14 protein-coding genes are annotated in these 13,843 nt (G+C 66.1%); 8 read left to right on the forward strand and 6 right to left on the reverse strand.

All coding sequences use genetic code 11. The features are described 5' to 3' along the window. Positions 1-16: 16 nt before the first annotated feature. Complete coding sequence (locus MY55_RS19650; protein ID WP_043577543.1) at positions 17-634, reverse strand: LysE family translocator; 618 nt, start codon at positions 632-634, stop codon at positions 17-19. 187 nt (positions 635-821) lie between these two features. On the opposite strand from MY55_RS19650, the gene MY55_RS19655 reads away from it, so the two are divergent. From MY55_RS19655 to MY55_RS19680, 6 genes are all read left to right on the forward strand, one after another. Then, positions 822-2,264 carry an aminotransferase-like domain-containing protein gene (locus MY55_RS19655; RefSeq protein WP_043577547.1) on the forward strand — a complete coding sequence of 481 codons (1,443 nt, stop codon included), beginning with the start codon at positions 822-824 and terminating at the stop codon, positions 2,262-2,264. Between the two features lie 270 nt (positions 2,265-2,534). Continuing rightward, complete coding sequence (gene infA, locus MY55_RS19660; RefSeq protein ID WP_043577550.1) at positions 2,535-2,801, forward strand: translation initiation factor IF-1; 267 nt, start codon at positions 2,535-2,537, stop codon at positions 2,799-2,801. Between the two features lie 44 nt (positions 2,802-2,845). Beyond that, on the forward strand, positions 2,846-3,031 hold the full coding sequence (locus tag MY55_RS23890) for a hypothetical protein (protein WP_043577552.1): 186 nt from the start codon (positions 2,846-2,848) through the stop codon (positions 3,029-3,031). 149 nt (positions 3,032-3,180) lie between these two features. Further along, positions 3,181-4,497, forward strand: coding sequence for a glycoside hydrolase family 19 protein (locus MY55_RS19670; protein ID WP_043577554.1), 1,317 nt, complete (start codon positions 3,181-3,183; stop codon positions 4,495-4,497). Between the two features lie 109 nt (positions 4,498-4,606). After that, complete coding sequence (locus MY55_RS19675; protein WP_065202907.1) at positions 4,607-5,752, forward strand: methyltransferase; 1,146 nt, start codon at positions 4,607-4,609, stop codon at positions 5,750-5,752. 101 nt (positions 5,753-5,853) lie between these two features. Further along, positions 5,854-6,390 (forward strand): P-loop NTPase family protein, encoded by a 537-nt coding sequence (locus MY55_RS19680; RefSeq protein WP_065202908.1) that lies wholly within the window; start codon positions 5,854-5,856, stop codon positions 6,388-6,390. 68 nt (positions 6,391-6,458) lie between these two features. Here the strand turns inward: MY55_RS19680 and MY55_RS19685 are convergent, their stop codons facing one another. From MY55_RS19685 to uvrA, 4 genes are all read right to left on the reverse strand, one after another. Further along, the gene (locus MY55_RS19685) at positions 6,459-6,839 is read right to left on the reverse strand and encodes a DUF6697 family protein (RefSeq protein WP_043578029.1); all 381 of its coding nucleotides are present in this window, start codon (positions 6,837-6,839) and stop codon (positions 6,459-6,461) included. Positions 6,840-6,975: 136 nt separating this feature from the next. Further along, positions 6,976-7,284: a thioredoxin family protein gene (locus MY55_RS19690; protein WP_043577562.1), complete on the reverse strand. Its 309-nt coding sequence runs from the start codon at positions 7,282-7,284 to the stop codon at positions 6,976-6,978. 56 nt (positions 7,285-7,340) lie between these two features. Further along, a complete protein-coding gene (locus MY55_RS19695) occupies positions 7,341-7,787 on the reverse strand; it encodes a VOC family protein (protein ID WP_043577564.1) in 447 nt (148 codons plus the stop codon). 53 nt (positions 7,788-7,840) lie between these two features. After that, a complete protein-coding gene (gene uvrA, locus MY55_RS19700; protein WP_047257898.1) occupies positions 7,841-10,672 on the reverse strand; it encodes an excinuclease ABC subunit UvrA in 2,832 nt (943 codons plus the stop codon). Positions 10,673-10,852: 180 nt separating this feature from the next. Between uvrA and MY55_RS19705 the strand changes: the two genes are divergently transcribed. Beyond that, entirely contained in the window at positions 10,853-12,214 is a 1,362-nt protein-coding gene (locus MY55_RS19705) for an MFS transporter (protein WP_043577568.1), read from the forward strand. Positions 12,215-12,291: 77 nt separating this feature from the next. Here MY55_RS19705 and MY55_RS19710 read toward each other — a convergent pair whose 3' ends face one another. Next, entirely contained in the window at positions 12,292-12,951 is a 660-nt protein-coding gene (locus MY55_RS19710; RefSeq protein ID WP_047243597.1) for a YiaD family glycine zipper/OmpA-like lipoprotein, read from the reverse strand. Positions 12,952-13,271: 320 nt separating this feature from the next. On the opposite strand from MY55_RS19710, the gene MY55_RS19715 reads away from it, so the two are divergent. Next, complete coding sequence (locus MY55_RS19715) at positions 13,272-13,742, forward strand: single-stranded DNA-binding protein (protein WP_043577572.1); 471 nt, start codon at positions 13,272-13,274, stop codon at positions 13,740-13,742. The last annotated feature ends 101 nt before the right edge of the window (positions 13,743-13,843 follow it).

The following is a 13,843-nucleotide window of genomic DNA, read 5'->3' on the forward strand; positions in this document are numbered from 1 at the left end:
CTGCCAAAAAAGGACATCATGCCATCCGGGCAATCACCGGAGCCAGTTCGTCGTACAGCAGCCATAGCGCGGTGACGGCCATCAGCGCCCCCATCGTCAGGTTGTACATCAGCAAGGCGTGCGGCGCGGCCAGCCAACGCCGCAGCCGCTCGCCGCCCCAGGCCCATACGCTGATGCACGGCAGATTCACCGCCGCGAACACCACGGCCAGCAGCAAGGCCGCCGCCAGCTTGGCGCCGCCGGCCGGCATGAACAGGATGGACGCGTTCAGCACCATCACCCAGGCCTTGGGATTCAGCCACTGGAACATCGCCGCGCCGACGAAGCCCAGCGGCCTGGCCTGCTCGCGCGCCTCCGGCCGGCCGGCGCGGGCGATCTTCCACGACAGCCACAGCAGATAGACGCAGCCGGCCGCGGCCAGCGGCAAGCGCCACGACGCCAGCCAGCCCAGCGCTTGCGCCAGCAGCATGGCGACGACGAACACCTGCAGCGCGCAGCCCAGGCTGATGCCCAGCATGTGCGGCACGGTGCGGCGAAAGCCGAAATTGACGCCGGACGAAGCCAGCATCAGGTTATTGGGCCCCGGCGTGATCGACATCAGGGCGACATAGGACAGCAAGGCGAATTCGGGCATGTTTTCTCTCCATCAAAGCGGCAAGCGGCGCCACCGCCCTTGCCCACCCCCACATGCTAAGCCGGAGCGCCAGATGGATACAGAATCAGAAATTCCGTATTGACCTGGTTACAGATTGCTATTTTCAGACACTGTCACCATCCACTATGATGACTGCTGTGCCCCACCGCTCCGACAAGGCCCGCGCATGCAGAACCACGCCTCCACCCTTTACCAGCAACTGGCTGACGACCTGTCGCTGGCGATCAGCCGCGGCACCTTGCCGCCCGGATCGCGGCTGCCCTCGGTGCGCCGCACCGCGCACAGCCGCCAGCTCAGCCTCAACACCGTGGTCAGCGCCTACCGGGTGCTGGAAGACCGCGGCCTGGTCGAAGCGCGGCCGCAGTCCGGCTATTACGTGCGCGCCAGGCTGCCGTCGCCGGCGCGGCCGGCCTCCACCCGCAGCGGCCCGGCCACCCCCACCCGCGACGCGGTGCTGGACCTGATAGGCACCGTGCTGCAAGCGCAGCAGACCGAGGGCTTCATCGACCTGGCGCTGGCCTGCCCGCGCGGCGGCGACTTCTACCCGGGCAACAAGCTGGCGCGGCTGATGGGGCAGATCCTGCGCCGCCAGCCCGGCATGGTCAGCACCTACGCGCTGCCGCCGGGCTCGGAGCGGCTGCGCACCCAGATCGCCCGCCGCGGCATGGACCTGGGCATGGCGCTGCAGCCGGACAACATCATCCTCACCCACGGCTGCATGGAAGCGCTGCAGCTGGCCTTGCGCGCCGTCACCCGCCACGGCGACGCGGTGGGGCTGGAATCGCCCACCTACTTCAACCTGCTGCCGTTATTGGCCAGCCTGGGGCTGAAGGCGGTGGAAATCCCCACCGACCCCCAAACCGGCCTGTCGATAGACGCGGTGGAGGTGCTGCTGGCCGAACGGCGCATCCAGGCGCTGGTGGCGATGCCCAACGTCCACAACCCGCTGGGTTGCTGCATGCCGCTGGAGGCCAAGAAGCGGCTGGCGCGGCTGGTCAACCACTATCAGGTGCCATTGATAGAAGACGCGCTGTACGCCGAGCTGCAGTTCGCCGACACGCTGGCGCCGGCGGTCAAGGCCTTCGACGAGGACGGCTGGGTGATCGTCTGCGCCAGCTACACCAAGACGCTGGCGCCGGACTTCCGCATCGGCTGGATGGAAGGCGGCCGTTTCGACGCCCAGCTGCGCAAGCTGAAATTCGCCTCTTCCGTGGCCGAGCCGGTGGTGCTGGCGGAAACGCTGGGCGCCTTTCTCGAATCCGGCGGCTACGACCACCACCTGCGCACGCTGAAGCGCCGCTACGCCGCCCACGTGGAGAAGGTGCGCGGCCTGATCGCCCGCCACTTCCCGGCCGGCACCCGCGCCACCCAGCCTCAAGGCGGCTTTCTGATCTGGCTGGAGTTGCCGGAAGGCTGCGACAGCGTGGCGCTGTTCCACGCCGCGATGGCCGAGAAGATCAGCCTGATCCCCGGCCCGCTCAGCTCGCCCGGCGGCCGCTACCGCAACGCGCTGCGGCTGTCCTGCTGCTACCCGCTGGACGAGCGTTACCTGGCGGCGCTGGTGCGCGTCGGCCAATTGGCCGGCCAACAGATCGCTCCGGAAGCATAGCGGCCGCGCAGGAAAACCCCGCCAGGCCGGCGCCGCGACGGCTCGCATAAACAAATTTGCTGACCGAAGCGCTGGATAGCGGTAGAATGCCGGCTGCCTCATACTTTCGACATCCGGCCAGCGGCCCGATGTCCTGCCTAGCCCGTTGGGTTGCCCGTGTGCCCCTAGCCTGCTTGGTCACCGAATTGAAGCTCCATCGCAACGCTCGCGGCCGCGAAAATGGCCGGCCGCACGGGCCTTTGCACTATCCGTATTGAGAAAGGAATCGTTATGTCCAAAGAAGACATGATCGAACTGGAAGGTGTTGTCATCGAAATGCTGCCGGAATCGCGCTTCCGGGTAAAACTCGACAACAACGTTGAAATCCTGGCCTACGGCTCCGGCAAGATGAAGATGCACCGCATCCGCGTTCTGGTCGGCGACCGCGTCACCGTGGAAATGTCGCCTTACGACCTGACCAAGGGCCGCATCAACTTCCGCCACCCCACCGCCAATGTCGGCGGCGGCTCCCGCCCGCCGCAACATCGGCGCCGTTGATATTTCAGGCATGGCCGCAATGCGGTCACGCCCTTGGTACCTGAATGAAAGTAAATGAATTGCAGCCAGGCGATCTGGTCACCGAACAACACGGTCAAGACACGGTCGCCTTTGAAGTAGTGGCAATCCAGCAGTTGGGCCGCCGTTTCGCGGTCACCTTCCGCTCCGCGCTCGGCCTCGGCAGCGCGCATTACGCCGGCGACGCCTGGATCAGCGCGATGCGCCGTTGAGCCATCGCCGAATCAGACCCGCCGCCTCTCCCCCTTGACGCAAGCCAGCTCCAGCAGCGACTTTCCGCAAGCAAATCATTTGACATATTTCAAATTGGTTCCATAGTGGTATTGCGTGCCATTTGGCATGAATCCCACAAGGGTCCACCATGAAACTTGTCGCACTCGCCTTGACGCTGTTGGCCGGCTCCGCCCTGGCCGCCCCGTGGAATGCCCACATCGCCTACCAGAAAGGCCAGGTCGTCCAATGGCAGGGCCGGGACTGGCAGGCCAAATGGCCGACCCGCGCCGAAACGCCGGGCGCCAATCCCAAAGGCTCCTGGATCGCCCACGTCGGCGCGACGGTACGTCGCATGGACGACGCCGCGCCGCCCATCCCCACGCTGCAGCAGGCGCTGCAGCATGAGGCCGACCTCACCAACAACGACTTTTTCCGCAAGGTGAAAGCCTCCATCCGCACCCTGCCCAGCGACCAGGTGGAACTGGTGTCGCCAGGCCGCGCCGCCAACCCGGTCAACGTGCGCCGCGTGGAGCGCCTGCTGCCGTCGGCCAAGTGGGACTACTACTTCACCCGCCGCGACCCCAGCTACACCTACACTCGCTTCCTGCAGGCGGTGGCCAAGTTCCCCGGCGTCTGCGACGACTACAGCGACGGCCGCGACGCCGACGCCATCTGTCGCCACAGCCTGGCCACCATGTTCGCCCACTTCGCCCAGGAAACCGGCAACCACGACGCCAGCGACACCGTGCCGCAATGGCGCCAGGGCCTGGCCTACCTGCGCGAAATGGGCTGCACCGACAGCGGCCCCGGCTGCGGCTACAACACCGAATGCGACGACCCGGTGTTCAACAAGGTATGGACCTGCGGCAAAAACGCCGACGGCAGCTGGAAGAAGTATTTCGGCCGCGGCGCCAAGCAGCTGTCCTACAACTACAACTACGGCCCGTTCTCGCAGGCGATGAACAACGGCGACCAGTCGGTGCTGCTGCAGAACCCGGACCTGGTGGCCAGCACCTGGCTCAATCTCGCCTCCGCCACCTTCTTCTTCGTCTACCCGCAGCCGCCCAAACCGTCCATGCTGCACGTGATAGACGGCACCTGGGTGCCCAACGCGGCCGACATCGCCGCCGGCGCCGGCAACAACTTCGCCACCACCATCCAGATCATCAACGGCGAATGCGGCGGCGGCACCGAGCGCCAGGCCGCGCAGAACCGCATCGACTACTACAAGCAGTTCGCCCATGACCTGGGCTGGGATTACGGCGCGGAGCAGCTGTCCTGCGCCAATATGCAACGCTTCACCGCCGCCAGCTCCGCCGCCTACAACATCTACTGGGAAAAGGACTGGAAATGGGGCGACGACTACCAGTGCCAGCTGGTCAGCTACCAAACGCCGTACAGCGCGCTGCAGGCCGGCAACTACCAGCACTGCGTGGAGGACAACTGGGGCATCAAGCTGAAATGAGCCCTGACGACGCGCCGGCCCGCCCGGCGCGTTTTTCAGGTGACGGCCGGGCCGCTTGCGTTTACCATTCAGCCCTTTCCCGCCGTCCCACCCTTTCCGACCCCACGCCATGACCGACATCCAGCAGCCCGGCGCCGCCGACCACCCCACCGCGCATTGGCAGGAAGCCGGCGCCGAACGCAGCGCCCGCTGGCGCTCCGAAGCCGGACTTCCGCCGCCCAAGCGCATCGTGATCGCCGACGACAGCCTGTCCGCCGACGCCGCCTACAAGCTGGCCTGCGAAGGCGGCACCCTGCTGTGGCGCGGCGACTACCAGAACGCCCGCCAGCTGCTGCAGGCGCTGGCGCGGCGCGTGGACCGCAAGGGCGCCAAGCCCGGCGCCACGCCGCTGGAATCCTTCCACCTGCACCGCCAGGCGCAAGGCCGCCGCGCGCAGATCCTGTCGCGGCTGGTGCTGCCGCTGGACGCCGACTACGCCATCCCGTTGCGGCGCGCGCCCGACTTGCGCCAGGCCTGCCGGGAAGCCTACGGCGAAGGCGGCGAAGCCTCGCTGGTGTCGCTGCGCGAGCTGCTGGGCCTGATAGGCGCGCATGAATGGCGCAAGAAAGGCGTGGAAGTGAAGGCGCTGGCAGCGCGCATCCACCCTCACTACGGCGTATTCGCGCCGATACGCGGCGAATACGTCGACCTGGCGGCCGACGCCCCGCTGCCGGGCGCGGAGCTGGCCTTCGACATCGGCACCGGCAGCGGCGTGCTGGCGGCGCTGCTGGCCAAGCGCGGCGTGGCCCGCGTGGTGGCCACCGACCAGGACGCGCGCGCGCTGGCCTGCGCCGCCGACAATCTGCAGCGCCTGCAGCTGGACGGCCGGGTGGAGCTGCGGCGCGCCAACCTGTTCCCGGAAGGCCGGGCGCAGCTGGCGGTGTGCAACCCGCCCTGGCTGCCGGCCAAGCCGAGCTCGGCGATCGAATACGCGGTCTACGACCCGGACAGCGCCATGCTGCGCGGCTTCCTGGACGGCCTGGCGGCGCACCTGCTGCCCGGCGGCGAAGGCTGGCTGATCTTGTCCGACCTGGCCGAGCATCTGGGCCTGCGTTCGCGCGAGCAACTGCTGCAATGGATAGACCAGGCCGGCCTCGCGGTGCTGGGCAGGCTGGACGTCAAGCCCAGCCACAAGAAAGCGGTGGAACAAATCGACGGCCTGAGCGCGGCGCGCCAGGCCGAAATCACCAGTTTGTGGCGATTGGGCGTTAAATAAGCGACAAGGGGCCGGCAAACCGGCCCTTTTTTATGCGAAAAGAATTTGCCGGGCGCGCCGGCGCGGCTAGAATCACCGCCCCTCCCACCCCGAGCCCCGCCATGACCGACGCCAAGCGCATTCTGATCGTAGGCTGCAGCTGCTCCGGCAAAACCACGTTTGCCGACAAACTGTCCCGGGCTACCGGCATCCCCGCCGCCGACCTCGACCCGCTGTACTGGGGCCCCGGCTGGACGCCGCGACCCGCCGAGACCTTCCTGCAATCGGTCCGGCATGCCGCCGATCAGCCCAACTGGATCATCAGCGGCAATTACAGCGCGGCGCGCCACCTGCTTTGGACGCGCGCCACCGACATCATCTGGCTGGACTACGACTTTCCCTTGGTGTTTTTCCGCGCCATCCGGCGCACGCTGGCGCGCTGCATCAGCCGCCGGGAACTATGGAACGGCAACCGCGAATCGTTTCGCCAGAGCTTCCTGTCGCGCGATTCCATTCTGCGCTGGGTAGCTTCCAGCCATGGCCGGCTGCGTGCCGACTTCGGCCACGCCAAGGCGCAAGCCGATTACCCGCAGCTGCGCTGGCGGCATTTCCGCTCGCCGGCCGAAGCCGAGCGCTTTCTGCGCCAGGCGGCCGTCTAGCCCGGCCGCAACGCGAACGGGCCGGACACCGCTCAGCCACGGCGCCCGGCCCGATTTTTCGCTTCATTTCAGAATTGCACCTGCTTTTCCAGCGTCAGCACCTGCTTGATCTGCCCCGCGGTCCAGGCGCTGCGGGCGGCGTGCGGCGCGCACGCTTGCGGGTGGGTTTCGTTGCCCACCACCCGGAACATGCCCTGATAGGCCCAGCTGCTGGCGCTCTGCTTCAGGAATACCGGGATCGCCCCGCCCTGGCGCGCCAGCTGTTCGCCGGCGGTGCGCTCCGGCGGGCAGGAGTTGCACAGGATGACATGGGGCGCGTCCGGATTCAGATCCGGCCGCAGGCAGGCGGCCACCACCTTGCCCTTCTTGCGCGGCAGGTAGGAGTGTTTGTTGCCGCCGACCACGGCGTGGATTTCTTCGCGGGTATAGCTTTTGCCCAGTTCGAACATGGATATCTCCATCACGTCGGAACCTGCCCATGCAACCCATTTGCATGAATCAGGCCCGGACAGGCAAGATAGCCAAAGCCGCCTAAAAATCTGCTAAAGCCGGCGAGCCGCCGCGCAAAATCGGCATCAAACCCTTTTACGGCGCGAGCAGCGCCTCCAGCTCGGCCGCATCTTGCGGCCGCGCCGCCCGCGCCAGCTCCACGCCATCGCGCAGCAGAATGAACGATGGCCACAGCTTGACGCGAAACACCCGCCCCAGCCGCTTGCCCTTGCCATCCTCCAGCGCCAGATGGCGCAAGCCAGGATGCGCGGACAAGAACTGCGCCAGCAAGGGCTGCGCGCCCTGGCAATGCGGACACCAGTCGACACCGAATTCCAGCAGCGTCAGGCCCGGCAGCGCAGCGACATCCTCAGGCGCGGGATTGTCGACCAAGTAATGGCCCATGATGGCCTCCTCAAAGAAAAACACCCGCTGGCGGCGGGTGTCGGAAATCTCGCGAATCAGACGGCCAGCTGGCCGCCCAGCTTCAATTTTCCGACCAGCCAGGTGTGGTCGTAGCTGACGATCTCGAACGGATTGCCGAACGGATCGACGAAGGACAGCGCGCAGAAGAAGCGGTGGTCATGCACCGAGTCGCGGGCGATGGTCTGGCCCTCGCGGTTGGTGACGCGCTCGCCCGCCAGCTGGTCTATCCATTCGACGAATTCCTGGCCGCTGACCACGAAGGCCACCGCGCCCTGCGCCCCGGACGCCGCTGCGTCCGCGTCCTCGCTGATGGCCAGCCGCACATTGCCGCTGGCGTTGGCCAGCATGGCGTTGTTGTGCTCGCCGTCGGTCTTGTAGCGGGCATCCTGACTCAGCCCCAGCACGCGCTGGTACCATTTCAGGGCCGCGGCCACGTCCTTGACGCGGATGTGGATGTGATCGATCTTGCCTAAGCTCAGCATGCCTACCTCTTGATGTGCGGTGGTGTGTCGCCGGACGAACCGGCGCCTTGGTTTTATTTCTTGTCTCGTTCCAGCAGCGGCGCCAGATAGCGGCCGGTGTGGCTGGCCGGATGGGCCGCCACCTGCTCCGGCGTGCCGCTGACCAGGATCTGGCCGCCGCCGGCGCCGCCTTCCGGCCCCAGGTCGATCAACCAGTCCGCGGTCTTGATCACGTCCAGATTGTGCTCGATCACCACCACGGTATTGCCGCTCTCGCGCAAGCGGTGCAGCACCTGCAGCAGCAGGTCGATATCGTGGAAGTGCAGGCCGGTGGTCGGCTCATCCAGAATATACAGCGTTCGGCCGGTATCGCGCTTGGAGAGTTCCAGGCCCAGCTTCACCCGCTGCGCCTCGCCGCCGGACAGCGTGGTGGCGCTCTGGCCCAGGCGGATGTAGCCTAGGCCCACGTCCATCAGCGTTTTCAGCTTGCGCGCCACTGGCGGCACCACGGCGAAGAATTCCAGCGCCTGCTCCACCGTCATCTCCAACACTTCCTGGATGCTCTTGCCCTTGTACTGCACTTCCAGCGTTTCGCGGTTGTAGCGCTTGCCGTGGCAGACGTCGCAGGGCACGTAGATATCCGGCAGGAAGTGCATTTCCACCTTGATCACGCCGTCGCCCTGGCAGGCCTCGCAGCGGCCGCCCTTGACGTTGAACGAGAAGCGCCCCGGGCCGTAGCCGCGCTCGCGCGCCAGCGGCACGCCCGAGAACAGCTCGCGGATCGGCGTGAACAGGCCGGTGTAGGTGGCCGGGTTGGAGCGCGGCGTGCGGCCGATCGGGCTCTGGTCGACGTTGATCACCTTGTCCAGCTGATCCAGGCCCTTGATCTCGCGGTACGGCGACGGCTCCTCGCTGGCGCCGTTCAAGTCGCGCGCGGCGATCTTGTACAGCGTGTCGTTGATCAGCGTGGACTTGCCGGAGCCGGACACGCCGGTGATGCACACCAGGCCGCCCAGCGGCAGATCCAGCGTCACGTCCTTCAGGTTGTTGCCGGTGGCGCCGATCAGCCGCAGCATCCGCTCCTCGCCCAGTTCGCGGCGGCCGCCTGGCAGCGCGATCTTGCGGCGGCCGGACAGGAAAGCGCCGGTGACCGAATTCTCGCTGGCGGCCACATCGGCCGGGGTGCCGGCCACCAGCACCTCGCCGCCGTGCTCGCCGGCGCCGGGGCCCATGTCCACCAGGTAATCGGCCTCGCGGATGGCGTCTTCGTCGTGCTCCACCACGATCACGCTGTTGCCCAGGTCGCGCAGCCGCTTCAGCGTGCCCAGCAGGCGGTCGTTGTCGCGCTGGTGCAGGCCGATGGACGGCTCGTCCAGCACATACATCACGCCGGTCAGGCCGGAGCCGATCTGGCTGGCCAGCCGGATGCGCTGCGCCTCGCCGCCGGACAGGGTATCGGCGGAGCGCGACAGGTTCAGGTAATCCAGGCCAACATTATTGAGGAAGGACACCCGCTCGCGGATTTCCTTGACGATCTTCTCCGCCACCGCCTGCTTCTGGCCGGTGAATTCCAATCCCTCGAAGAAGTCCGCCGTTTCCTTCAGCGGCAGCTGGTTGATTTCATGCAGCGTGCGCGTGCCGATGAACACGTGGCGCGCCTCCAGCCGCAGCCGCGAGCCGCTGCAATGCGGGCAGGCCTGGTTGTTCTGGTATTTGGCCAGCTCCTCGCGCACCGCCATCGAGTCGGTTTCGCGGTAGCGGCGCTCCAGATTGGGGATGATGCCCTCGAACGGATGGGCGCGAGTGAATTTGGCGCCCTTCTCCGACATATAGCTGAATTCGATGCTGTCGCGGCCGGAGCCGTGCAACACCACATTGCGCACCTTCTCCGGCAGGTCTTCGAAGGCCAGGTCATTGACCGAAAAGCCGTAATGCTCGCCCAGCGCCAGCAGCATCTGGTAGTAAAACTGGTTGCGCTTGTCCCAGCCCTTGATCGCGCCGGAGGCGAGCGACAGCTCCGGATGGGCTACCACCCGGCGCGGGTCGAAGAAGGTGATCTCGCCCAGACCGTCGCATTTGGGACAGGCGCCCATCGGGTTGTTGAACGAGAACAGCCGCGGCTCCAGCTCCGGCAGGCTGTAGCTGCACACCGGGCAGGCGAACTTGGCGGAGAACCAGTGCTCCTTGCCGCCATCCATTTCCACGGCGATGGCGCGGCCCTCGGCGTGGCGCAGCGCGGTCTCGAAGCTTTCGGCCAGCCGCTGCTGCATGTCGGCGCGCACTTTCAGCCGATCTATCACCACTTCGACGGTGTGCTTCTTGTTCTTGTCCAGTTTAGGCACCGCGTCCAGCTCGTACACTTCGCCGTCCACCCGCACCCGGACGAAACCCTGCGCGCGCAGGTCGTCGAACAGGTCCAGGTTTTCGCCCTTGCGGCCGACGATGACCGGCGCCAGGATCATCACCCGCGTTTCCTCCGGCAGCGCCAGCACGTGGTCCACCATCTGGCTGACGGTCTGGCTGGACAGCGGCACGCCGTGCTCCGGGCAGTGCGGATCGCCGACGCGGGCGAACAACAGGCGCAGGTAGTCGTGGATTTCGGTGACGGTGCCGACGGTGGAGCGCGGATTGTGGCTGGTGGCCTTCTGCTCGATGGAGATGGCCGGGCTCAGGCCCTCGATCAAGTCCACATCGGGCTTTTCCATCAGCTGCAGAAACTGGCGCGCGTAGGCCGACAGGCTTTCCACATAGCGGCGCTGGCCCTCGGCGTACAGCGTGTCGAAAGCGAGCGAGGACTTGCCGGAGCCGGACAGGCCGGTAATCACGATCAACTGGTTGCGCGGCAGGTCCAGGTTGACGTTTTTCAGATTGTGGGTGCGGGCGCCACGGATACGGATGCTGTCCATAAGAAGCTGTTACTCACCGTCGGTCAGGGAACCTGTTAATATACCCGACTTGGCCGGGCAGGCTCCACCTGTCTTTGCCTATCGCAGGCAGATCCCGCTGCGGCGCCGCTGAATGTTGCGCCGTCATCCATTTGCCGGCGCGGTCGTTAAACACATTACGCAAACCAGACCACACACCGCATGAATGCCACCGAATTGCGGGCCAGCCTGGGGCTGGCCGGTATCTACGCCCTGCGCATGCTGGGCATGTTCCTGATCCTGCCCGTCTTCGCCCTGTACGCCAACACGCTCAAGGGCGCCGACAACCATACCCTGATCGGCATCGCGCTGGGCAGCTACGGCCTGACCCAGGCCATCCTGCAGCTGCCGCTGGGCATGCTGTCGGACAAGATAGGCCGCAAAAAAGTGATCTACGGCGGCCTGCTCCTGTTCGCCGTCGGCAGCTTCGTCGCCGCCGGCGCGCACGACATCGCCACCCTGACGCTGGGCCGGGTGATACAGGGCGCCGGCGCCATTTCCGCCGCCATCACCGCGCTGCTGGCCGACCTCACCCGCGAGGAAAACCGCACCAAGGCGATGGCGATGATAGGCATGTCCATCGGCACCACCTTCGCGGTGAGCCTGGTGGCCGGCCCGGTGCTGGCCAAATACATCGGCGTCAACGGCATCTTCGCCCTCACCGGCTTTTTGTCGCTGGCGGCGCTGATAGGCGTATGGCTGGTGATACCCGACCCGACGGTGTCGCGCTTCCACTCCGACACCGAAGCCAACGCCAAACGCCTGCCCACCGTGCTGAAAGACAGCCAGCTGCTGCGCCTCAACTACGGCATCTTCGCGCTGCACGCGGCGCAGATGGCGATGTTCGTCACCATTCCGTTCGCGCTGATCAAAACCGGCCATCTGGACAAATCCCAGCACTGGCAGGTGTACCTGCCGGTGACGCTGATAGGCTTTATCCTGATGGTGCCGGCCATCATCTACGGCGAGAAAAAAGCCAGACTGAAGCCGGTATTCATCGGCGCCATCGCGCTGATGACCGCCGCCCAGCTGGGCATGGCGCTGGCGCTGGACAGCTTCTGGCAGATCGCCGCCTGGCTGTCGCTGTACTTCATCGCCTTCAACATCCTGGAAGCCACCCTGCCCTCGCTGATCTCCAAGATCGCCCCGGCCGACGCCAAGGGCACCGCCATCGGCGTGTACAACACCTCGCAATCGTTCGGCCTGTTTTTGGGCGCGGCCGCCGGCGGCTGGCTGTACAGCCACTACGGCCCGGCCGGCGTGTTCGGCTTCACCACCCTGCTGATGCTGTCGTGGCTGGCGTGGTCGCTGGGCATGCAGCCGCCCAAGGCGGTGCGTTCGGTAATGCTGCACATCGGCGAATCGTGGCAGGGCGACGCCGCCGCGCTGTCGCGCGAGCTGGCCGGCGTGGCCGGCGTCCACGAAGCCTCGGTATTGCTGACCGACCGGGTGGCGTATCTGAAGGTATCGCAGCAGCAATGGGACGAGGCCGAAGTGAAGCGGCTGATAGACGCCACCTTCTAAGCTCCCTGCCATCCAGACGCGACAAGGGCGGCCCCGAATGGGTGCCGCCCTTTTTTACGCCAAGACCAAACGCCGGCTTACTTCTGCGCTGGCTCCGCCACGAAAATCTCCACGCGGCGGTTCATCGCGCGGCCGGACACGGTGCCGTTGTCCGCCACCGGCTCGCGCGAGCCGCGGCCGTCTATGCCGATGCGGTTGATGTCCACGCCGCGGGACGCGATGTAGCCCTGCGTCGCCTTGGCGCGGTTGACCGACAGCGGATTGTTGATCGCGTCGCTGCCGGTGTTGTCGGTATGGCCGATGATATTAACCGAGGTGACCGGATTCTGCTGCAGCGTGGCCGCCAGCTTGTCCAGCACCGGCTTCAGGCTGGGCTTCAGCGCGTAGCTGCCGGTATCGAAGGAAGCGTCGCTGGGAATGTTGATCTTCAGCCGATTGTCCGCCGTCTGGCTCACGCCAATGCCGGTGCCCTTGGTCGCCTGCTCCATCGCCTCCTTCTGCTTCTGCATGTGCTGCGACCACAGATAACCGCCGCCCGCGCCCAGCAAGCCGCCGATGGCGGCGCCGGTAGCCGCGCTGCGGCCGCCATGGCCGCCCGCGGTCAAGGCGCCGATAGCCGCGCCCACGCCGGCGCCGATGGCCGCCCCGCCGCCCACGCCCTTCTGCGTGTCGCTCATATTGGCGCAACCGGCCAGGCTTACCGCCACCACGGCGGCCACTACAGCGTTCTTGTTCATGCTTTCATCCTTTCAAACAGACTCAGACAGACTCTATTCATCGCCGCAGGTTCCCGGCCAGCGCCTGACTCACCCGCGCCAGCGGTTCCGCATCGCGCCCATTGATAGCAAAGCAGTGCCGATTGCCGTGTATAATAGCCCCCAATCATTGGGCCTGCGCCCGGTTGCCGATCTGTCCTTTCGGTCTGCGACCCGCCAATGCGGCCAACCGGCCTGGTTACCATCGGCAAGCCGATGCGACGCCAAGCCGCCGCGCCGCCGCCATGCAACGCCGCCTTCGCGGCGCGGGCCAAGCAGTTTGAACTTATCCGGAGAATTGAATGAACAGCATCACCTTTGACGGCCGCCTGGCCGCCGACGCCGAACTGCGCTACACCCCGAGCGGCGAACCCGTCCTGTCGTTCCGCGTGGCCAGCGACATCGGCTTCGGCGAACGCAAGAGCACCAACTGGTTCAGCTGCCAGGTTTGGGGCAAGCGCGGTGAGTCGCTGAAGAACTACCTGGCCAAAGGCCAGCAAGTGACCGTATACGGCCAACTGACCCTGCGCGAATGGCAGGACAAGGACGGCAACAAGCGCGTTTCCCCGGACGTGCGCGTCAACGAACTGAGCCTGCAAGGCGGCCGCAATGAAATGGGCGGCGGCGCCTCCAGCGGCATGGGCGGCGGCATGGACGACGGCTACGGCTACAACGCCCCGGCCCAGCGCCAGGAAGCCCCGGCCGCCCCGCGCCGCCAGGAGCCGAAAGCGGCCCCGCGCATGGACGACATGGACGACGACATCCCGTTCTAGAACCTACTTTGTTGAGTTTTTGTTGACTCAAGGCCCGCCCCCCAAAGGACGCGGGCCTTTTTATTACTTTCCATTACCCACACTTCACTTTTGTGGTCTGG

Origin of the sequence: Chromobacterium subtsugae (assembly GCF_001676875.1) — a bacterium.
Classification (GTDB): domain Bacteria; phylum Pseudomonadota; class Gammaproteobacteria; order Burkholderiales; family Chromobacteriaceae; genus Chromobacterium; species Chromobacterium subtsugae.

What these genes read in the sequence shown, in the direction of transcription:
- MY55_RS19715 (WP_043577572.1), top strand. Translation starts at nt 13,272, where the DNA reads ATGAACAGCATCACCTTTGACGGCCGCCTGGCCGCCGACGCCGAACTG.
- MY55_RS19655 (WP_043577547.1), top strand. Translation starts at nt 822, where the DNA reads ATGCAGAACCACGCCTCCACCCTTTACCAGCAACTGGCTGACGACCTG.
- MY55_RS19670 (WP_043577554.1), top strand. Translation starts at nt 3,181, where the DNA reads ATGAAACTTGTCGCACTCGCCTTGACGCTGTTGGCCGGCTCCGCCCTG.
- MY55_RS19705 (WP_043577568.1), top strand. Translation starts at nt 10,853, where the DNA reads ATGAATGCCACCGAATTGCGGGCCAGCCTGGGGCTGGCCGGTATCTAC.
- MY55_RS19650 (WP_043577543.1), bottom strand. Translation starts at nt 634, where the DNA reads ATGCCCGAATTCGCCTTGCTGTCCTATGTCGCCCTGATGTCGATCACG.
- uvrA (WP_047257898.1), bottom strand. Translation starts at nt 10,672, where the DNA reads ATGGACAGCATCCGTATCCGTGGCGCCCGCACCCACAATCTGAAAAAC.
- MY55_RS23890 (WP_043577552.1), top strand. Translation starts at nt 2,846, where the DNA reads ATGAAAGTAAATGAATTGCAGCCAGGCGATCTGGTCACCGAACAACAC.
- infA (WP_043577550.1), top strand. Translation starts at nt 2,535, where the DNA reads ATGTCCAAAGAAGACATGATCGAACTGGAAGGTGTTGTCATCGAAATG.
- MY55_RS19690 (WP_043577562.1), bottom strand. Translation starts at nt 7,284, where the DNA reads ATGGGCCATTACTTGGTCGACAATCCCGCGCCTGAGGATGTCGCTGCG.
- MY55_RS19695 (WP_043577564.1), bottom strand. Translation starts at nt 7,787, where the DNA reads ATGCTGAGCTTAGGCAAGATCGATCACATCCACATCCGCGTCAAGGAC.
- MY55_RS19710 (WP_047243597.1), bottom strand. Translation starts at nt 12,951, where the DNA reads ATGAACAAGAACGCTGTAGTGGCCGCCGTGGTGGCGGTAAGCCTGGCC.
- MY55_RS19685 (WP_043578029.1), bottom strand. Translation starts at nt 6,839, where the DNA reads ATGTTCGAACTGGGCAAAAGCTATACCCGCGAAGAAATCCACGCCGTG.
- MY55_RS19675 (WP_065202907.1), top strand. Translation starts at nt 4,607, where the DNA reads ATGACCGACATCCAGCAGCCCGGCGCCGCCGACCACCCCACCGCGCAT.
- MY55_RS19680 (WP_065202908.1), top strand. Translation starts at nt 5,854, where the DNA reads ATGACCGACGCCAAGCGCATTCTGATCGTAGGCTGCAGCTGCTCCGGC.